Origin of the sequence: Vibrio sp. CCUG 15886 (genome assembly GCF_028570825.1) — a bacterium.
Lineage (GTDB): Bacteria > Pseudomonadota > Gammaproteobacteria > Enterobacterales > Vibrionaceae > Vibrio > Vibrio vulnificus_B.
This window is the reverse complement of the sequence record NZ_JAQQBT010000004.1, coordinates 76,837-95,744: the sequence shown is the minus strand read 5'-3', so window position 1 is coordinate 95,744 and position 18,908 is coordinate 76,837. Positions and strand designations below refer to the sequence as shown.

The 18,908-nt window shown below is 48.1% G+C and carries 17 protein-coding genes; 9 read left to right on the top strand and 8 right to left on the bottom strand.

Annotated features, from left to right (window positions below):
* Nucleotides 1-12: 12 nt before the first annotated feature.
* Complete coding sequence (locus tag PQQ36_RS10495; protein ID WP_011150108.1) at nt 13-750, bottom strand: SanA/YdcF family protein; 738 nt, start codon at nt 748-750, stop codon at nt 13-15.
* Nucleotides 751-883: 133 nt separating this feature from the next.
* A complete protein-coding gene (locus tag PQQ36_RS10490; RefSeq protein WP_011080634.1) occupies nt 884-2,572 on the bottom strand; it encodes an NAD-dependent malic enzyme in 1,689 nt (562 codons plus the stop codon).
* Nucleotides 2,573-2,821: 249 nt separating this feature from the next.
* Here PQQ36_RS10490 and PQQ36_RS10485 point away from each other — a divergent pair, with 249 nt between their 5' ends.
* The 3 genes from PQQ36_RS10485 (at nt 2,822) to PQQ36_RS10475 (ending at nt 6,779) form a co-directional block, all read left to right on the top strand.
* Nucleotides 2,822-5,167: a helicase-related protein gene (locus PQQ36_RS10485; protein ID WP_185890972.1), complete on the top strand. Its 2,346-nt coding sequence runs from the start codon at nt 2,822-2,824 to the stop codon at nt 5,165-5,167.
* Nucleotides 5,168-5,368: 201 nt separating this feature from the next.
* On the top strand, nt 5,369-6,136 hold the full coding sequence (locus tag PQQ36_RS10480) for a phospholipase A (RefSeq protein ID WP_011080632.1): 768 nt from the start codon (nt 5,369-5,371) through the stop codon (nt 6,134-6,136).
* A 238-nt stretch (nt 6,137-6,374) separates the two neighbouring features.
* Entirely contained in the window at nt 6,375-6,779 is a 405-nt protein-coding gene (locus tag PQQ36_RS10475) for a hypothetical protein (RefSeq protein ID WP_011080631.1), read from the top strand.
* A gap of 73 nt (nt 6,780-6,852) precedes the next feature.
* Here the strand turns inward: PQQ36_RS10475 and PQQ36_RS10470 are convergent, their stop codons facing one another.
* The 6 genes from PQQ36_RS10470 to PQQ36_RS10445 all read right to left on the bottom strand — a co-directional run bounded on the left by PQQ36_RS10470 (nt 6,853) and on the right by PQQ36_RS10445 (nt 12,156).
* Nucleotides 6,853-7,956, bottom strand: coding sequence for a phosphoribosylaminoimidazolesuccinocarboxamide synthase (locus PQQ36_RS10470; RefSeq protein WP_103175236.1), 1,104 nt, complete (start codon nt 7,954-7,956; stop codon nt 6,853-6,855).
* Nucleotides 7,957-8,159: 203 nt separating this feature from the next.
* Nucleotides 8,160-8,552, bottom strand: coding sequence for a SulA-like leucine-rich domain-containing protein (locus PQQ36_RS10465; RefSeq protein WP_273661154.1), 393 nt, complete (start codon nt 8,550-8,552; stop codon nt 8,160-8,162).
* Nucleotides 8,553-8,864: 312 nt separating this feature from the next.
* Nucleotides 8,865-9,542, bottom strand: coding sequence for an LrgB family protein (locus tag PQQ36_RS10460; protein WP_011080628.1), 678 nt, complete (start codon nt 9,540-9,542; stop codon nt 8,865-8,867).
* A 2-nt stretch (nt 9,543-9,544) separates the two neighbouring features.
* Nucleotides 9,545-9,916: a CidA/LrgA family protein gene (locus PQQ36_RS10455; RefSeq protein WP_011080627.1), complete on the bottom strand. Its 372-nt coding sequence runs from the start codon at nt 9,914-9,916 to the stop codon at nt 9,545-9,547.
* A 46-nt stretch (nt 9,917-9,962) separates the two neighbouring features.
* Complete coding sequence (sbcB, locus tag PQQ36_RS10450) at nt 9,963-11,384, bottom strand: exodeoxyribonuclease I (protein WP_072603076.1); 1,422 nt, start codon at nt 11,382-11,384, stop codon at nt 9,963-9,965.
* 73 nt (nt 11,385-11,457) lie between these two features.
* Nucleotides 11,458-12,156 (bottom strand): oxidoreductase, encoded by a 699-nt coding sequence (locus PQQ36_RS10445; RefSeq protein ID WP_013571948.1) that lies wholly within the window; start codon nt 12,154-12,156, stop codon nt 11,458-11,460.
* 538 nt (nt 12,157-12,694) lie between these two features.
* Between PQQ36_RS10445 and cobT the strand changes: the two genes are divergently transcribed.
* The 6 genes from cobT to PQQ36_RS10415 all read left to right on the top strand — a co-directional run bounded on the left by cobT (nt 12,695) and on the right by PQQ36_RS10415 (nt 18,798).
* Nucleotides 12,695-13,723: a nicotinate-nucleotide--dimethylbenzimidazole phosphoribosyltransferase gene (cobT, locus tag PQQ36_RS10440; RefSeq protein ID WP_273661152.1), complete on the top strand. Its 1,029-nt coding sequence runs from the start codon at nt 12,695-12,697 to the stop codon at nt 13,721-13,723.
* A gap of 1 nt (nt 13,724) precedes the next feature.
* Complete coding sequence (locus PQQ36_RS10435) at nt 13,725-14,492, top strand: adenosylcobinamide-GDP ribazoletransferase (RefSeq protein ID WP_263220387.1); 768 nt, start codon at nt 13,725-13,727, stop codon at nt 14,490-14,492.
* A 2-nt stretch (nt 14,493-14,494) separates the two neighbouring features.
* On the top strand, nt 14,495-15,055 hold the full coding sequence (gene cobU, locus PQQ36_RS10430) for a bifunctional adenosylcobinamide kinase/adenosylcobinamide-phosphate guanylyltransferase (protein ID WP_273661151.1): 561 nt from the start codon (nt 14,495-14,497) through the stop codon (nt 15,053-15,055).
* A 9-nt stretch (nt 15,056-15,064) separates the two neighbouring features.
* A complete protein-coding gene (gene cobC, locus PQQ36_RS10425; RefSeq protein ID WP_176297650.1) occupies nt 15,065-15,703 on the top strand; it encodes an alpha-ribazole phosphatase in 639 nt (212 codons plus the stop codon).
* A 24-nt stretch (nt 15,704-15,727) separates the two neighbouring features.
* Nucleotides 15,728-17,527 carry a M3 family oligoendopeptidase gene (locus PQQ36_RS10420; RefSeq protein ID WP_263199157.1) on the top strand — a complete coding sequence of 600 codons (1,800 nt, stop codon included), beginning with the start codon at nt 15,728-15,730 and terminating at the stop codon, nt 17,525-17,527.
* A 242-nt stretch (nt 17,528-17,769) separates the two neighbouring features.
* Entirely contained in the window at nt 17,770-18,798 is a 1,029-nt protein-coding gene (locus tag PQQ36_RS10415) for a succinylglutamate desuccinylase (protein ID WP_011150118.1), read from the top strand.
* Nucleotides 18,799-18,908 lie beyond the last annotated feature (110 nt).

The window sequence follows — 18,908 nt, the reverse complement described above, 5'->3', positions numbered from 1 at the left end:
ATTTCTACCCATTTATTGAGAAAGGGAATCGGACCCTTCTGCTGGTGGTTGAGAAAGAGGCGTTTCTAATGGTTCGAGTGCAATGGGTTCTTGTGGACCAAGGAAGCGAGGTTGCGTGTTAATGACGTAAAGATCGATAAACGCTTTGACGCGAGCCAGTACTTCTCGACTGCGCATCGACCAAATTTGCTTGCTGTTACTTGGGCCGGAAACGGCCAAACAGCGAGCATTGATCTGATAAGCATTGGCAATAAACAGGGCTCGTTCACAGTGAAAACGTTGCGTGACGATGAGGAAATGATCGGAGGCAAAAATTTTCTTTGCGCGAACAATGGAGTCTAAGGTACGAAAACCTGCGTAGTCGAGGTGGATGTTCGTTTCGGGTACGCCTGCTTTGAGGAGATCTCGTTTCATGGTCCACGGCTCATTGTATGAGCGATGGGCGTTATCGCCACTCAGCAGCAAGTGTTGCACTTTGTTTTGTCGGTAAAGCTCAATGGCGGCATCAATGCGATGTGTGTAGTAAGTATTGAGTGTGCGACCGATGTATTTACTGGTTCCTAGCACCACGGCAACATCAAAACCTTCCACTTGATCATAGCTGGTGATGATTTTGTCGGAGGCCTGCAAGCTTACCCAGCGGTCTACGATAATGACAAATAATATCGCGCAGAGTATTGCAACGAGTGATCCCCCAATCAGCCGTTTTAAACTTATCCAACTTTTCAAACCGGCTAGGCGATGAAACACGACATATCACTCCATATCTTTCTAAGTCCACATCTTAACGGAAAGTCACAGAAGAGTTGAAGTCAATTTCTGGTGAAATCTCGCATTTTTGCTGTCAAAAAAGCCCTCGCGAAGAGGGCTGTTTTGACTAGGATTAAAACGCTGTGCGTTTGTAACGGCGGTATACCGGTTGCCAGAAATGTTGTTCAATAGCGACTTGCAGCGCATCGTCAGCAATTTCCAACGCCACACCTTGTTCGATGGCTTTTTTCGCCACTGCGTAGGCAATGCGTTTTGATACTGTGTGGATCTCTTCAAGTGGTGGCAGGAGCGCGCCTTTACCATTGATTGCCAACGGAGAACACGTCGCCAATGCGCGGCTGGATTCCATCAACATTTCGTCTGTGACGCGTTTGGCGTTAACTGCCAAGACACCCAAACCGATACCCGGGAAGATGTAACTGTTATTGCACTGTACGATTGGGTAGGTTTTGCCTTCATGAATCACAGGATCGAACGGGCTGCCAGTGGCTACCAATGCGTCACCGTTTGTCCAGCGAATGATATCCGCAGGTACCGCTTCTACTCGGCTAGTTGGGTTAGACAGTGGGAAGACGATTGGACGAGGGCAGTGCTTGTGCATCTCTTGAATGACTTCTTGAGTAAACAAGCCAGGAGCACCAGAAACCCCGATCAATACAGTTGGTTTTGCGTTCTTCACCACATCAAGTAGCGAGAAGCCATTGGCTTCGGTTTCCCATTTCGCCGTCACGCTGTGTTTTTGTACCAGACGTTGTTGGAAATCGAGCAGGTTCGGCATGCCTTCTTGCAATAAACCCCAACGGTCAACCATGAAAACTTGAGAGCGCGCTTTCTTATCCGAAATACCTTCCGAGACCATTTGTGCAATGATCGCTTCGGCAATACCACAGCCGGCAGAACCTGCGCCGAGGAAAGTAATGCGTTGCTCAGAGAGCTTGCTGCCAGCTGCTTGACACGCTGCCATCAAGGAGCCAACCGTTACTGCCGCGGTGCCTTGGATATCATCATTGAAGCAACAAATGCGGTTTTTGTAACGCTCAAGTAGCGGCATCGCGTTTTTCTGTGCGAAGTCTTCAAACTGAATAAGTGCATCTGGCCAGCGGCGTTGAACCGCTTGAATGAACTCTTCAACAAACGCGTCGTAATCTGCACCGGTAATACGCGGGTGACGCCAGCCCATGTACATTGGATCAGCAAGGCGTTGTGGGTTGTTGGTACCGACATCCAACACGATAGGCAAGGTGTAAGCTGGGCTGATCCCGCCACAAGCGGTGTAAAGAGAAAGCTTACCGATAGGAATGCCCATGCCGCCGATACCTTGGTCACCCAGACCAAGAATACGCTCACCATCAGTCACCACAATCACTTTTACGTTGTGGTTAGAGGCATTGTTCAGAATATCGTCAATACGATCACGGTTTGCGTAAGAAACGAATAACCCACGGCCACGGCGGTAAATATTGGAGAAGTTTTCACATGCCGCGCCCACGGTCGGGGTGTAAATGATCGGCATCATCTCAGTGATGTGATTTTGCACCAAGCGATAGAACAAGGTTTCGTTAGTATCTTGGATATTGCGCAGGTAGATGTGCTTATCCATGTCACTCTCGAACGCTTTGTACTGCATGTATGCGCGTTCAACCTGCTCTTGAATCGTTTCCGTGGTTTCAGGAAGCAGACCTTCAAGGTTAAAAGAGATGCGTTCTTCCGCTGAAAAAGCGCTGCCTTTGTTTAGTAATGGGGTACTCAGTAGCGCCGGACCCGCGAACGGGATGTAGAGTGGGCGTTTATCGTTATTCATTGGGTGCCTTAGTAGGGTTTTTGAGGAAACGCTAAAAATGATAACGGCTTCACTAATTGGTTGTAAATAGCGCTTGATATACATCAAATCAAACGCACAAAAAAAGTTGCTTTATGCGCGAAATATCAGCATTCAAACATCCACGTCCGAGCGTTTTAATACTGAATCACAGAGAAATGACCAGAGTACGCCCCTGTGATGAAAGTTTAAGGGTATACTCCGAAACACATTTAAACGCAGTGAAATTTTATGTCCACACTCCCTATCGACATCATCAAAGCGCAATTTGATCATCACCTTGGCCACACGCATCTTGTGGTGGAAGCTGAAACTGGTTCAGGAAAATCCACTCGCTTGCCATTGTGGGCGGCAGAGCATGGTCGAGTGCTGGTGATTGAACCAAGGCGAATTGCTTGTACGTCATTGGCTGAGTTTTTGGCTGAGCAATCTGGTCAGCCATTGGGGAGTAAAGTCGGGTATGCGATCAAACTTCAGGCCGCTTATGACGCGCAGACCAATATCGTGTTTGTTACGCCGGGTGTAGCGTTACGTTGGTTAGCGGAAGATGGTCTGGGTGCGTTTGATATCATTATCATTGATGAATTTCATGAGCGTCGATGGGACATGGATCTCCTCACCGCGATGCTCAAAGCGCAAAATAGTCATAGGCTGGTTTTAACCTCAGCGACGTTGGCGGGTGAAAAGCTGGCGAAATATCTCAACGCCGAACGTTTGCAATCTCGAGGTCGCTGCTACCCAGTCAGCATCGAATATAGAGCCAAAGAGAGTCACCTTTTGCCCAGCAAGAAACAGTGTGAGCATGACGTGATGGCCGCGATCAATGAAGTGTTACAAACCGATGGGCAAGATATCTTAGTTTTCTTACCCGGAAGGAAAGAGATTTCAAACCTTGCCAGTCAGTTGCAAGCACAACCCTCTTTGGTTGTGGCAAAGCTGCATGCCTCAGTGTCAGAGGAAGAGAAACGCATTGCTTTAAGCGTGCAAGCCCAGCGCAAAGTTGTGTTAGCGACCAATGTGGCGGAAACCTCGCTGACGATACCGAACATCACCACCGTGATTGACAGTGGCTTAGAGCGACGCACCATACAACGAAATGGTCGAACAACCTTGATCCTTTCCCATATTTCCAAGGCCAGTGCGGCACAAAGAGCAGGGCGTGCTGGTCGTGTTATGGCTGGCCAATGTTTGCGTCTGTACGGTGAACACGCGCCACTTGAACTTGCCACGCCCCCCGAACTGCAGCGAGAAGAACTCAGCGAGCCGATGTTGGCAGCGGCGTGTTGTGGCTATCGCTTGGCCGAGCTTGAGTTTTTAGATGGTTTGCCAGAGAAATCTCTTGTGCAGGCACACAAGATACTCAATGGCATGCAGGCCATCACAGCCGAAGGCAAAGTGACCGAGCACGGACAAAAGCTCTATCCCTTACCTGTTGACACGCTTTACGCCGACCTTGTCACTCGCATGCCAACCAAGGCACTCAAAGAGGCGATGATTGATCTCGCCGCTGGTCTCTCTGTCCCTGCGGCGCTGTATCAAATCAAGGGTGGCGAAGAGGTTGAGATACTACTTGAACAAGAGCCGCAACAGTGCGACGCCACGTTAATGATTCAACTCATTCGTGGTCAGCGCTTTAGTGGTGTGATCGTGGATGAAGGGGCGTTAGAGGAAGCGCGAGGCTTGTCTCAACAAATGCGCGATCTGTTTGAACTGCCCGATCTTGAAGTGAGTTCGAGATACACGCGGGTTGAACTGGTTAAGGCGATCGCTCGTTTGCATCCAGAGTTGGTCTTTATCCGCCGAACCAAACGACGTGAGGCGTTGGGGAATGGAAAGATGGAAATGATGGTCGGTCGCCAAAGCCGTTTCTCTGACAAACACGAGCTTGCTCTTGTGTTAGATAGCCATAGCTTGCCGGGGAAAGGTGTGAAACAGACGCTCAACTTAGCCAGCGTGATCATGCCCGCTCCGTTGACCTTGATTAACGAACTCGAGTTAGGGGAGTGGCGACAAGGGGAAACGCGCCCATCAAACGATGCGGTCGAAGTGGAGATGCAACTGGTTTACGCTGGTCGAGTGGTGGAGAGCAGGCTTGAACAACCTCAAGGAGAGGATGCCATTGAAACCATCGTTGCTCTGGTAAAAAAAGGCCAGTTGCTGCCGGATCTCTATGCGTTTGTCACGACACAAATGACGCATTGGCACTTGTATTGTGCGTTAGGCTTGAATGAAGAGCAACGCCCCATCGGATTACTGGACTTTGACCAATGGTTACGCGAGCAGCTTGATGCCATGGGAGTGAACGAAGTGGATGAAATGGCACTGTTTGAAAGCCATGATTTCCCGTATCGAGGGATCCCAGATTGGCAATACAAGGATTTTGCTGAGCAATTTCCGTTATCGCTCTCTTTGCCTGATTTACAGCTGACGGTGGAATATTTTCCTGCTGGCAAGTTGGTGCAAGTGGTCTTCGCTGGCGGCAACCGCAAAGGCGATCCTAAGCGTTGGGAATTGCCTCGTTTTTCCGGCTGGCGAGTGCAATATCGTAAAGCGAGTCGAGTGATTGATGTTCGTTAAAACAAGGGTTTCATTGTGTTAATGGTGGGTGAGAAATATTTTGTTTTGAAATGATTGGCTTGGAATAATATTTGCTTTATTGAGCGATGAATGTTTTCATTTGCCGCTTTATGGCAACTTGCTCAAGCCCTTATTTAGTGTTTGAAAGAGAAATAACCGTTCTCGAATAAATGGCTAAGCATCTATCACTGAAGGAACACAATGAAGTTTAAAGCGCTCGCACTGCTCTTAACCGCCCCTTTGTTTGCTCAGGCGAAAAGCCTCAATACCATTTCCAGTTATGAAGATAACTATGCGCTTGGCACTTATACCTCCGATATCAATGATGAAGCCTATGAAGCCAGTGGTTCCGGCATGGATAATTTGCAGCACTTCGAAGTGAAGTTTCAGCTCTCGGTTTCGGTTCCCCTCTATCGATTTAATAAAGCCACTGCCGTCGTGGGTTCCTATACGCAAAAATCCCTTTGGCAATTGGCCAATTCTGATATCTCTTCTCCCTTTAGAGAAACCAACTATAAGCCCCAGCTGTTTATTGCTCATCAAAGCAATATGCTGATCTTTAACCATTTGGAGGCGGGCTATAAGCACGAGTCTAATGGTCGTTCATCGGCGTTATCTCGTAGTTGGGATCGTCTCTACCTTGCTGCAGAGCGTTTGGATGGGCCGTTGGAGTACGGTGTGCACCTTTGGTCTGTGGTGGGGGATACATCAGAAAACCGAGATATTGAAGATTACTACGCACCGTATGAAATTTGGATGAAGCTTTACAGCGCGGCAGGCATATTTAATGCTCGAGGATTCTACAATTGGGATGACAGCCGTGGTGGCGTAGAAGTGGGCTATACCTTTTACTTTAATGATCTGATTGGCATCTACATTCAGGCGTACCATGGTTATGGTGAAACTCTGATCGATTATGACCACAATCAAACTCGGATCGGTGCCGGTTTCAAGCTGGTACGCTGGTAAGTAAAAACGATGCTCTCCCTCTCTTAAATGGGAGGGTATTTGTTTTAAACGCAAAATATTAATCAATCCGACGCATATCGTTAAAGGGTCTGAGTGACGATTGTTACAACTCTGGTTTTAATATTTCTTTTCCTCTCGAAACTAGGGCATAAAAGACCATTGTTTTATATCCTATTGCTATATCAAAACACTTGACTGATATTGAGTATGTTGTGTTGCCAATCTGTCGGGGGACAAAATGGAAAAACAGGGAAAGAGACACGTCGAATTCGACTACACCAGTTTTCTAGGGGCTTCATGCAGTAAAAAATGGACGTTTTTAGAAGCCTTAACCACCTTTGCTCCAGTTTTTGGTGTGATGTGGAAGAACAGTATTGCAGAGCTTTCAGAACCAGAAGATCGATTGTGGGACGCCGCCTTAAAGAGCATGTCTTCACGCCGTAGCGATGAATCCAACTTGGTGACGCTACTCAAACTGGCAAAACTGGAGGGGATAGACGAGCTGACGGTGGTGATGCCGTATGCGCTAGAGCCCACCCAGATCGACTTCATTCAAAATCGCAGCGAAAGCAAAATTGACTGCCGAGAACAAGATGTGTTCGTGATCCGCTTGAAAGATCTCAGTGAGTCTCAGTTTGATTAAGTAATGTCAAGTGACGAGAAAAAACGCCTGCAGCGATGCAGGCGTTTTTTTGTTTTGAATCGTTGGCGATGACTTAGTCAATCAAACCGTATTCGCGACCAAGGATATCGATGATTTCTTGCTTTGGATTATCGCTTAAGACGATCGCGCTGCCGGTAATTTTCTCTGCGATGTTGATGTAAGTATGAGACACTGCCATCAGCGCTTCTTCAGGCAGTTCGTTGTCGCGAGCGAGCGCTTCACGCTCAGGCATACGATCTTTATTCAGTAAAATATCTGGGTCAGGGAAGTAGTTAAGCAAGAATTGTCTAAAGCCTTCTTTTGAATTCTCAACAATTTTGCCTGCTTGATACTCTTGGGCATCCCAAATTCGTGATGAGTCTGGTGTACCCACTTCATCCATGTAAATCAGTTTTTCATTTCCAGCCGCATCCGTGACGTAACCAAATTCAAATTTGGTATCGACAAAGATTTGCCCCACGTTTGCTAATGCTTCACTGATCACACCAAAGCCGTCTTTCAGCAGTTTTTCGTAAAGCGCGATATCGTCGGCACTAGAGAAATTAAACGCGGCAAAGTTGTCAGCGATATTTTGGCGGGTGATATTAACGTCGTCTGCTTCCGGAACGCCTGGAATGCCTTTCAAAATGCCTTTTGTTGATGGCGTCATGAGCAGATCCGGCAGTGCTTTGTCTTTTTCCAAGCCTTCTGGTAGCTGAATACCACAGAATTCACGCTCACCCTTTTCGTAAGCACGCCACATTGAACCAGTAATGTACTTGCGGCAAATCGCTTCGATTTTCACCGGTTTGGCTTTCTGTACGATCCAGACAAAAGGATGCGGAATATCCAGAATGTGGCTGTCAGCAAGGCCATTTTCTTTGAACAAGCCAAACCAATGGTTTGAAATGGCATTGAGCGCAGCGCCTTTACCCGGTACGCCATTCAACCCGTGCTCTCCATGCCAAATGCAATCAAAAGCGGAAATACGATCGCTGATCACCATGATCGCCAATGGGGCGTCAGGGGCAACATTGTATCCTTTCTCTTTAATCAGTCGGGCACTGTCTTCTTCGGTCAACCAGTAAACAGAACGAACTTTTCCACTGTGTACAGGTTTATCGGTGCGGATGGGTAGGTCATCGTTGACGGCAAGTACTTGGTCAGCAAGGCTCATTTTGACATTCCTATCATAATTTCAAACGTCATGCGGGAAATGAATCGGACAACAAAATCTAACGGATTCATCGATTACCGGGGCATGATACCAGAACTATTTGAAGTCGCCAGAGAAAAAAGCAAACGTTTGCCTTGTTTTTGCCAAACAAAAAATGCCTCCCATTTGGGAGGCGAGATGCAGGATGGATAACGTTGAACTTGTTAGTGATACTTGTGTGCTCTGCCTTCAACGAAAAACACTTCACAGCCATACTCGCGAGCGAGATCGTTAAGCAAAGATTGGTTAATCAAATCGATTTGATCGGATGCGACAACCGCAGCGGCATTGCCAGAGCGAATTGCTTTCATCACGATCTCCATTTCAGTCATTGTCTGAGAAGCTTTCATCTGGATGACGTTCTGGCAGCGGATATTGGAAGCAGTAAGTTGTGCAAAGTCAGGTCTTGGGCACTCGGCTGTAAACAAAATCCACTGGTTTTGAGCGGAAAGATTAGCCAGCTTTTGCAACAACTGATCAGAAACATTCATAGGTACGGTTGGCTGAGCTAACACGTTAAAACGAGAATATGGTCGAGTTTGAGTTTGAATCTGCATCTTACTGTTCCTTTATACATGCTGTATGTGTATACAGTAGTTTTTTTAAGGCGATTGATCAACTCTTTTTGTTGGATTTTTCACCTAAACTGATTGTCTGGTGAAAAAGATATGTTGTTATCTGTTTGATTTTTATTGGTTTATATTTCGTTTGGTACGTAGTGATAAGTATGAGGATTTGTGACGAATATCACTGGTAGCTGAGTCGATTGGTAAGATGAACAGTAAAACTACTGTATAGCACTGTATAAAAGCGTGAATAAAAAAACGCCCTCAGCATAAGCAAGAGGGCGTCTTAGTCAGAAGTCGGTGTTAACCGTATAGCCAAACCGCGAGGGCGAAAAAGCTTGGTGCGAGAATAGAAGTAATGATGCCACACAGTACTAACGCTAAAGAAGAAAAGGCGGCGTCACCCGGTGCTTTCTCCACGCAGGTCGCTGTTCCGAGTGCATGCGAAACTGTCCCCATGGTGAGTCCACGTGCGATAGGGTGCTTAATGCCAAGCAAGTTATAGATTGGGTAGGCAAGGATTGCCCCAAACAGCCCAACGAGCAGCACCAGAATAGCAGCCACGGCGGCTTCGCCCCCTAAGTGGCTTGAGATTTCCATTGCAATCGGTGTGGTGACTGACTTACCAAGCAGGCTAGCGATCAAGCTAATGTCTGCCTTGAAGGCGACGGCAATGAGCATGGCGGTGAGCATCGACATCACACTGCCTAAAGTGCATGCTAAGGCAATGATTCGCCAATTGGCTTTAATTTGTGGCAACTGCTCATATAAAGGGTAAGCAAGGGCGACCACCGCAGGTTGCAACATGTAGCTGATCCATTGATTGTCCGCGTAATAGGTTTCAAACGGGATCTTTAACACCGTCAACATCGGAATCAAAATAGCGATACTGATCAGTAGTGGGTTAGCCAAAGGATTGTTGATTTTGATGGCAAGCCAACGGGCAAATAAGAAGACGGCAATAGTAACGAGTAACCACATGATTACGCCTCCTTACCAAGAATGCGCTGCAGCAGCCAACCAAGGCTGACTAATACGATGAGTGAACCACCAATCGCGCTGGCAATAATAGGTAAAGCATTGGCGATGAGCATGTCAAAATGCTCCATCAGCCCGACACTGATGGGCACAAAAAGCAAAATCATGTAGCGAATCAATAAGCTTGCGCCCGGTTTGACCCATTCGACTTTGACCAAGCCAATCGCCATCGATACGAACAGCACCAACATCCCTATTACACTTCCTGGCACTGAGGTTCCTGTCCAGTGCTGAATGCCTGATCCAATCGTCAGGGCTAGGAAAATAAGGCCAAATGATAGAACAAGGCCAAACAAATCTTTGGGGGAGAATTTCATAGTTAGGGAGTCATTTTTATAATGGGAGCCCTTTGGCTCCCAGCAATTATGAGATCAAGCTCTCAGTATAGCGGTACACGGATTTTAATATCGCCATTTTCTTTTCGTCACTTTCATGTTCGTGAACTAAGTTTTCCAAATTAAGCATGTACTCTTCAATTCGACTTTCGAAGTATTCGCGGCAATGATTCGCCCAACGGCGCTGTTCGTTCTCATCCAACGTCCATGGGTAATTGCGCGCACGGTAGCGAAACAGCAGCGGCTCGATGCGTTTATCGTTAAACGTGATGTCCAAAGCGGCAAGGTGCGTTGGATCGGTTTGGCGGATAATGTCCATCGAGGCTTTGTCGGCAGGCGAGAAGAAACCGTCGTACAACAGGGTATCGACATCATGACTTTTCTCGAACTCGCGTTCAATTGAGAACAGCTGCACCAACTTTTCTCGCACTTCTGGGTGCTGGCGAATAAGGGCTAAGTTTGCCAAACATTGTTCTCGGTCGATGCCGATATTGGCGGCATTCTCCGCAGTGAGGGTTTTGGCTGGTGCTAAAATTGGGCACTTATTCAAATGCACCAGTTTAACTGGCACAGGCAATAAATCGCCGAGCTCATCATGACGAGTGTAAAGACGCTCATGCAGCGCATCGGCATCCAAATCAAAGAGGGGTTGAGGATCTTTGGCTAAGTCGACCACAATCACCGCATTGTTGTTGGTCGGGTGCCAAGCTATTGGCACAATCCAACTGGTGTATTGGCATTCTCGGCCTAACATGCCAGAGACATGCATCAAAGGGGTCATGTTAACAATATCGATCAACTCATTGAGCTTACGCTTATGGCGCATGCTAAAGAAGTAATCAAACAATTTGGGTTGCGCGGCTTTGACTTTTTTCGCCATTTCGATGGTGGCGATCACATCGGCCATCGCATCATGGGCGTTACTGTGTTCAATGCCATTGGCCACAGAAAGGTGCTCCAGTTTAAAGCTGGTAAAGCCTTCTTCATTTTCCGGCCATTCCACCCCTTCCGGTCTTAATGCGTGACAAGCTCGCATCACATCAAGCAGATCCCAGCGTGAATTGCCGTTTTGCCAGCTCCATGAATAGGGATCGAGGAAATTGCGATAGCAGGTGTAACGCGTGACTTCGTCATCGAAGCGAATACTGTTGTAGCCGAGGCTAGTGGTGTTCGGACGCGACAACTCTGCGTGGATTTTTGCGATAAATTCTGGCTCGGGTAAGCCTTCTTTCTGCGCTTTTTGCGGCGTAATTCCGGTAATGAGTGCGGCTTCGGGGGCCGGTAAATAATCGGCAGGTGGGCGACAATAAATCACCAATGGTTCGCCGATGATATTGAAGTTTTCATCGGTACGAACGCCAGCAAATTGCGATGGGCGATCTTTTGCTGGACTGGTTCCCCAAGTCTCATAGTCAAAAAAGAAGAAAGAGGGCTGATTGTCTTGCTGCATTCGGCTTACCTAGCGTTCAAACGAAGCGTGTATTAGACCATTGTGAGCCCTTGCTGGCAATGAGTTCCCGTGTTTAGCGGTATTGTTCGAGCAATTTAACCATCTCGTTTTTATGCAAAATTTCCACTTTCTGTGGATGAGGTGCAAAAACACGATAGAGCATGGCTAGCGCGACCTCTTTGGCATCGATAGGGGTGTAATTGCGGAGCTTGCCGCGCATTAAGGGAATAAACGGGCGCATCAGGCGTTGCAACCATTTTTCATCACTGCGCGAGGCGTGGCGTTGGCCCTTGAGTGGGCCGGGGCGAACGATGACGAGCTGTTCAAAGCCCATGTTCATGAGAGCACGCTCCATCTGTCCTTTACATTTGAGGTAATGGAAGCGCGATTGTGCGTCTGCGCCGAGGCTTGATACCACGGCGACTCGCGTAACACCAAGCAATTTCATGGTTTGAGCGACTTGGCACACCAGTTCAACATCAATCTGACGCAATTGCTCTTGGCTTCCGGCTTGCTTTTTGGTTGTTCCTAAACAGATGAAGCCTACCGTGGGCCTCGCTCTTTCATCTGGCCAATCGGAGATGAGCAAATCGGGCTCGATCAGATTAACAAGTTTGATCGCTTGGGGAATGTTGACGGTAATTTGGCGGCGAGTTAAGGCGTAAAGTGTACTGATTGCTTCATGCGGTAAGATCTGTTCAATCAATTGTGACCCCACCAGGCCTGTTCCGCCAGCGACTATGACTGCTGTGTTCTCACCACGAATCGTCATCGTGTTGCTCCTAAAACCATCAAGAGGGTTATCTTGTTGAACTCTCTTGAGTTTAGCAATGGAAAGCGTTCGAGGGTTTGATGGCGGTAACAAAAGAAAAGGCCCGAAAGGGCCCTGTGTGGGAGTTAGGTCATCGACAATGGAACTTGTCGATTGCTCTGAGGGCGCTTCGCATTGCCACCCGATTTCTTCGGTTTACGACTTTGATTGGCAAACATAACAGGTACCTCAGTGTGTTGGAGACAGGATAATCCCTGCATATCCTATGCCATTATCTGAACACCGTTTAGGGGGCGTTGAGCGCTGAAACCGCGCGCTTTTTGCAAAAATGCGGTTTTGATTTGCAATTTGAGAAAATCGATGCGCACAGATGGCCACGGTTAAGTCGTGATCAGTAAAATGGGCGCTCAGCAGAAAATGGTTCTCGACCACCATTTCCGTCGATGAAGCGTATCTTGACTCTTTCTCCACGATCCCTTCGCCTGTACACTAGAGAACTTCTTGTTTTTACGCCATTTCGACACCAACAGGGACCGTTATGTTAGAGCAACAATTTGCCGCTGAGATCCAGCACATCATCGACAACAAAACCAAACCGCTAGGCGCACTGGGGCAACTCGAGCAAGTCGCCTTACAATTAGCACTCATCCAAAGCCAAGGTAAAGAGCAAGCGGCGACGCATATTGAGCTCAAGCAGCCGCAGATGCTGCTTTTTGCTGGTGACCACGGTGTCGCCGATGAAGGGGTGAGCATCGCACCGAGTGCGGTGACGCAACAAATGGTATTGAATTTTCTCGCAGGTGGTGCGGCGATAAACTGCTTTTGCGCACTTCATAACATCGACCTGACGGTGGTTGATTGTGGCATTTTGTTGCGTGTCGACAGTGACGCTCCGAATCTCATCTTACGTCGTTTGGGCTCACGCACCGCCAACTTTGCCATTGAGTCAGCCATGACGATTGAGCAAGTCGAACAAGCTTTGCGCAATGGTCAACAAATAGCGGCAGAGAAAATCGTTCAAGGCGCAGATTTATTGATGTTTGGCGAGATGGGCATTGCCAACACCAGCTCTGCCGCGGCGCTGCTCAGTGCGTTATCTGGCCACGAAGTGGATCACTGTGTCGGCAGAGGTACGGGCATTAATGAAGAGCAACTGTCGCACAAAATTAAAGTCGTGGCGCAAGGCGTAGGGCGCTGTGAAGGTCTATCGGTTAATGCGATCCTCGCTGAAGTCGGCGGGTTTGAGATCGTGACCATGGCTGGCGCGTTTATCGCTGCGGCTGAGCATAAAACCCCAGTGCTGGTGGACGGTTTTATTGTTTCGGTCGCGGCCTATATCGCGACGTTGCTGAAACCGGAGGTGAGAGACTACTTGTTGTTCGCTCATCGCTCTGAAGAACAAGGGCACCAAATTGTGTTGTCACTCCTTGAAGCGAAGCCTTTGCTGGATTTGGGGCTGCGTCTTGGTGAAGGAACAGGAGCCGCGCTGGCGTACCCACTATTAAAAGCAGCGGCGCAGTTTTATAACAATATGGCAAGCTTCGAAAGCGCAGGAGTAACGGTTTGATATGAAAACCTGGCAGTATCAGTACCAATTGTTTTGTTTGGCGGTGAGCTTTTTTAGCCGTTTGCCTGTGCCCAAATCAACACCGTATAGTGATGAAAGAATGAATCAGGCTGGGCGTTACTTTGCTTTAGTCGGTACATTGCTTGGCGTGCTGTGCGTACTGGTTTATGCGTTTGCATCGCTGTTTTTCCCTTATCAGGTGGCGATTGTCCTGATGATGGCGTTTAGCTTACTGCTGACAGGCGCCTTCCATGAAGATGGACTCACTGACATGGCGGATGGCATTGGTGGGGGGATGACGCTCGACAAACGCCTCACCATCATGAAGGACAGTCGTATCGGAACCTATGGCAGCGCCACATTAACCATGGCGCTGATAGGTAAGTTCGTTTTTCTCACCACGTTGGCACGTCAACCTGATTTTGGCTTGATGATTGTTGTCGCCTACACCTTGAGCCGAGCCGTTGCCGCCACACTGATTTACGACATGCCCTATGTCTCTGACAGCGATACCAGTAAAAGCAAGCCATTGGCGAATGCACAATCCTCCACGGAGCTGGCGATACTGATCCTCACTGGGGTATTAGCGGCAATCAGCTTAGGGCTGGGGGTCGGTTTGCTATTGATTTTATTTGCGATCCTCTTCCGCTGGGCATTCAAACGTTGGCTGCTGGCGCGTTTGGGCGGGTTTACCGGAGATTGCTTGGGCGGCGCTCAACAATTGATGGAACTCGGCATCTATTTGGTTCTGATTGCGGTGGTGCAGTGACGATGAGTTATTCAACCAACAAAGCGCTGGTGTTGGGTGGGGCTCGCTCGGGTAAATCTCGTTTTGCTGAACAGTTTGTGCGGCAATGGTCTCAACAACATGATGCAAAATGTCACTACGTCGCCACGGCGGTGCCTTTTGATCAAGAAATGGCAGAGCGCATTCACCATCACCAACAGCAACGTGGACAAGGTTGGTGTGAACATGAGGTGCCGCTGCACTTAGCGGAGCGACTCTCGCTGTTTGGTGCAGATGATGTGGTGCTGGTGGACTGCTTAACGGTGTGGCTCAATAACTGGCTGTTTGAGTTTGGTGAGCAAGCGAGCAACGAAAAACTGGAGCAAAAGGTTGCCCAGTTGGTATCCGTTGTGAAAGAAAGCACAGCGCAGATCATTTTGGTCTCCAATGAAGTGGGGTTAGGCGTGGTGCCTTTAGGGCAAATCAGCCGCCTATTTGTGGATAATGCAGGTCGTATGAATCAATCACTTGCTCAGGTGTGTGACAACGTCACCCTAATCGCAGCGGGGTTACCCCTTGTATTGAAATCGAGTGGTCATCAATAGGGAAAAGCGATGGAAGTGATCTTACTGCGTCATGGCAAAACAGCAGCGGAAGCGGGTTTATTTGGCCGAACCGATGCCAAGGTACCGGCGGATCGTCAGCAAGCGATTGCCGAAGCGTTGTTCGCTCAGCATGACGATGTTGAACTCATCGTGAGCTCGCCTCTCTCTCGATGCCATGAGTTGGCTGAGTTGCTGGGTCAACAACACCATTGGCCAATTCAATTGCAAGCAGACCTACAAGAGATGGACTTTGGTTTGTTAGACGGAGTGCCTTTTGATACTCAGGACTATCCGTGGCCTCTCCTCAACGCCTTTTGGCAAGACCCTGCCAATGCCTCTTTGCCAGAGGGCGAGACGTTGGCTGAATTTCAGCAAAGGGTAGTGCAGTGCTGGTCGCAAATCATCAGCACAGAACATCGCAAAGTGTTAATCATCACTCATGGTGGTGTAATTCGACTTATCTTAGCTCACCTTTTGGGTGTAGACTGGCAAAGCCCTCACTGGTATCAAAACTTGGCCATTGAGAACGCAAGTCTGACACACATAACGATTTTTACCGATAGTGACCAAACGCAGTTTCCGACAGTCAAAATGATCGGGATGCCTCTCTCTATCAGGGAAGAACAGACGAATCATCCAGTCGATTAGTCACAGATTCATAAGGAACACAGAATGACCGCGCCAAGCTGGGATCTTTCTATTGCCTATGCAGATTTAACCGATGTTCGTATCGAACAAGATATCGAACTGATCGAGCAGTGCATCAAACTGCTCAATACACAAGCGTCACAGCGTGAAGTGGTGAGCGTGATGCAAAATGCCATCGTCACCCGAGAAGCCGCAGGGCGTTTACTTTCGACGGTTTACACCTTTGCCAACTGTTATACCTCGGTGGATGTGACTCATCCTCAAGCCAAAGTTTTGGTTGGACGCATGGCCAAGCTTAGTTCTGAAATGGAACAGGCATTTAGCCCATACCAACTGGCGCTAATGCACGCAGATGACGATTTCATCGCCGACGTTTTAGAGAGCAACAATCCCGATGTGGCTGGTCAGGTATTCTCCATTGCGCAACTGCGCAAGCTGGCGGACCAAAGCTTGAGTGTGTCTGAGGAACAACTGCTTTCTGCGATGCAGGTGGACGGGCGCGATGGTTGGGGCCGTCTCTACGACAACCTGACTGGCACCTTAAAAATCACCTTAGATGCCGAAGACGGCACACAAGAAACGCTTGGATTTTCTCAAGCCGCCAGTCTGCTTTATGGGGCCGAGTTCTCTCGTCAAGAGCCAGCGTGGCGTGGGATTCAAAACGCAATGGCAACACATCGTGAAACCTTTGCGGCAATTTTGAATGCGCTTTCTGGCTGGCGTTTAACCGAATACCAAAAGCGCTCGCACCAACGCAATATCCACTTCTTAGAGCCAAGCCTTTATGAGAGCCGTATTGAGGCTCAGACCTTAGAAACCATGATCTCTGTGGCAAAGGAAAGTCGCTCGGTTGGCCAGAAGGCGGGGAAGCTAATGGCGCGTGTGCATGGCTTAGAGGCAATGAAGCCTTGGAATCACTTGGCCGCAATGCCAGCGTTTGATGGCGAGGCCAAAGTGTATGGCTTTGATGAAGCGATTGAGCTGATCCGCAATGCGTTTGCACAAGTCAACCCAGAGATGGCAAGCTTTGTTGATCTCATGGTGGAAAATGGCTGGATTGATGCTGCGCCTTCGGAAAATAAACGTCTCGGTGCGTATTGCACTAAATTAGCGGCCACCCGCACACCGCTGGTGTTTATGACTTGGTCGGGCAGCCGTTCGGATTTGCTGACTTTGGCCCATGAACTCGGGCACGCGTTCCACAACTGGGTGATGAAAGACATGCCCCTTTGTCAAACGCGTTACCCAATGACGCTGGCAGAAACGGCGTCTATTTTTGCGGAGAACATTGTTCAGGATTACCTGATTGCACAAGCCGTCACCGCTGAAGAGAAACTAGAAATGTTGTGGGAAGAGCTCTCTTCTGCTTACGCGCTCACCATCAACATTCCTGTACGTTACGAATTTGAAAAAGCGTTCTATGAGCGTCGTGCCAGCGGTGAATTGTCGGCGGATGATATTTGTCAGTTGATGAGTGAAACTTGGCAAGCGTGGTATGGCGATTCAATGTCAGAATCCGATCCCTATTTCTGGGCCAGTAAACTTCATTTCTCGATTTCAGAAATCAGTTTCTACAACTACCCCTATTTGTTTGGTTACCTTTTCTCGAAAGGCATCTACGCTCAGCGTGCGGCAAAGGGAGAGTCTTTCTATCGTGATTACGTCGCTTTGCTGCGAGATACAGGGGCGATGATGGCGGAAGAGGTGGTCGCGCAGCATCTGCAAATGGATCTGACGCAAGCGGATTTCTGGCAACAGAGCATCGAACGTATCCGTGAAAAAGTGGATGAATTTGAACAACTATTGGTGCAGATCGGAAAATAAAATTCCGTGATCTTGTTATAACGGAAATGGTTAGGGATGTGGTAGAGTTCACTCCCTAACATACTGTTATTGTTTAAGAAGTGTTCGGCGACGGTGATCTCAGTCAGCAAATCGTCCAGAATGAACGCAATTCTTGGCTTTTTGCGGTGAAAACTTCGATTTCTCTTGATAAGTGAGATCCTAGCAACATAAATGTTGTGTACATTTTATTAACATACCGCCGTGCAATTAAGGAGTAACGCATGACGAATTCTCTCTTTCGCCAATCGTTTTTGTCAGACACCCTCAATATGCAGCAATCTGTCGAGGCGAAAGCGACGACGTTAAGCAATGGGGTAAGATTGCAGCTGCATCAGCGTGGTGTGTTAGAAGTCATTCCGGCAAACAACAGCGCGGAAACGAAAAATATCATTTTATCGTCAGGGATCCACGGTGATGAAACTGCACCGATGGAACTGATTGACAAGATTGTTCACGATATCGAAACGGGCTTTCAAGATGTGCAAGCGCGTTGTTTATTTATCATTGCTCATCCAGAAGCGACCAATGCGCACACGCGTTTTATTGAAGAAAACCTCAACCGTCTGTTTGATGAAAAAGAGCATCAGCCAAGCAAAGAGTTGGTGATTGCCGATCAACTGAAGTTATTGGTGAAAGCGTTTTTCGATAACACGCCCGTAGAGAGCCGTTGGCACTTAGATTTGCATTGCGCGATACGAGCGTCGAAGCACTATTCGTTTGCGATCAGTCCGAAAACGCGCCATCCGACACGTTCAAAAGCGTTGGTCGATTTTGTCAACCACAGCCACGTCGAAGCGTTGCTGCTCTCTAATTCACCATCCAGCACGTTTAGCTGGTTCAGTGCAGAATACTATTCTGCTCAAGCACTGACGATGGAGTTAGGCCGAGTCGCTCGCATTGGTGAAAATGATTTAAGCAGATTTACCGCACTGGATTTAACCATGCGTGATTTGATCGCGGAAGTGACCCCAGAGCATTTGCCTAAGCCGGCCATTACTTATCGTGTTAGCCGCACCATTGTTCGTTTGCATCAAGACTTCGATTTCAGATTTGACGATCAAGTGGAAAACTTTACCTCGTTTATGCACGGTGAAGTGTTTGGCCACGATGGTGATAAGCCTTTGATGGCGAAGAATGACAATGAAGCGATTGTGTTCCCTAACCGTAACGTGGCGATTGGTCAACGCGCCGCACTAATGGTTTGTGAGATCAAAGCCCGCTTTGAAGACGATCAACTGGTTTACGATTAAGCTCTTTTGCTCTCAGGCTGCTTAAGAGCACTAAGAGAGCGAGTTTAATAGTTTATTTCTGAAAGGCTTAACGTTAGAGTTAAGCCTTTTGTTTAGCGAGCGAATTGAAT

Bases quoted from the DNA above. Each gene is read 5' to 3' on its own strand.
- PQQ36_RS10490 (WP_011080634.1), bottom strand. From the start codon at position 2,572: ATGAATAACGATAAACGCCCACTCTACATCCCGTTCGCGGGTCCGGCG.
- PQQ36_RS10485 (WP_185890972.1), top strand. From the start codon at position 2,822: ATGTCCACACTCCCTATCGACATCATCAAAGCGCAATTTGATCATCAC.
- PQQ36_RS10480 (WP_011080632.1), top strand. From the start codon at position 5,369: ATGAAGTTTAAAGCGCTCGCACTGCTCTTAACCGCCCCTTTGTTTGCT.
- PQQ36_RS10475 (WP_011080631.1), top strand. From the start codon at position 6,375: ATGGAAAAACAGGGAAAGAGACACGTCGAATTCGACTACACCAGTTTT.
- PQQ36_RS10470 (WP_103175236.1), bottom strand. From the start codon at position 7,956: ATGAGCCTTGCTGACCAAGTACTTGCCGTCAACGATGACCTACCCATC.
- PQQ36_RS10465 (WP_273661154.1), bottom strand. From the start codon at position 8,552: ATGCAGATTCAAACTCAAACTCGACCATATTCTCGTTTTAACGTGTTA.
- PQQ36_RS10460 (WP_011080628.1), bottom strand. From the start codon at position 9,542: ATGTGGTTACTCGTTACTATTGCCGTCTTCTTATTTGCCCGTTGGCTT.
- PQQ36_RS10455 (WP_011080627.1), bottom strand. From the start codon at position 9,916: ATGAAATTCTCCCCCAAAGATTTGTTTGGCCTTGTTCTATCATTTGGC.
- sbcB (WP_072603076.1), bottom strand. From the start codon at position 11,384: ATGCAGCAAGACAATCAGCCCTCTTTCTTCTTTTTTGACTATGAGACT.
- PQQ36_RS10445 (WP_013571948.1), bottom strand. From the start codon at position 12,156: ATGACGATTCGTGGTGAGAACACAGCAGTCATAGTCGCTGGCGGAACA.
- cobT (WP_273661152.1), top strand. From the start codon at position 12,695: ATGTTAGAGCAACAATTTGCCGCTGAGATCCAGCACATCATCGACAAC.
- PQQ36_RS10435 (WP_263220387.1), top strand. From the start codon at position 13,725: ATGAAAACCTGGCAGTATCAGTACCAATTGTTTTGTTTGGCGGTGAGC.
- cobU (WP_273661151.1), top strand. From the start codon at position 14,495: ATGAGTTATTCAACCAACAAAGCGCTGGTGTTGGGTGGGGCTCGCTCG.
- cobC (WP_176297650.1), top strand. From the start codon at position 15,065: ATGGAAGTGATCTTACTGCGTCATGGCAAAACAGCAGCGGAAGCGGGT.
- PQQ36_RS10420 (WP_263199157.1), top strand. From the start codon at position 15,728: ATGACCGCGCCAAGCTGGGATCTTTCTATTGCCTATGCAGATTTAACC.
- PQQ36_RS10415 (WP_011150118.1), top strand. From the start codon at position 17,770: ATGACGAATTCTCTCTTTCGCCAATCGTTTTTGTCAGACACCCTCAAT.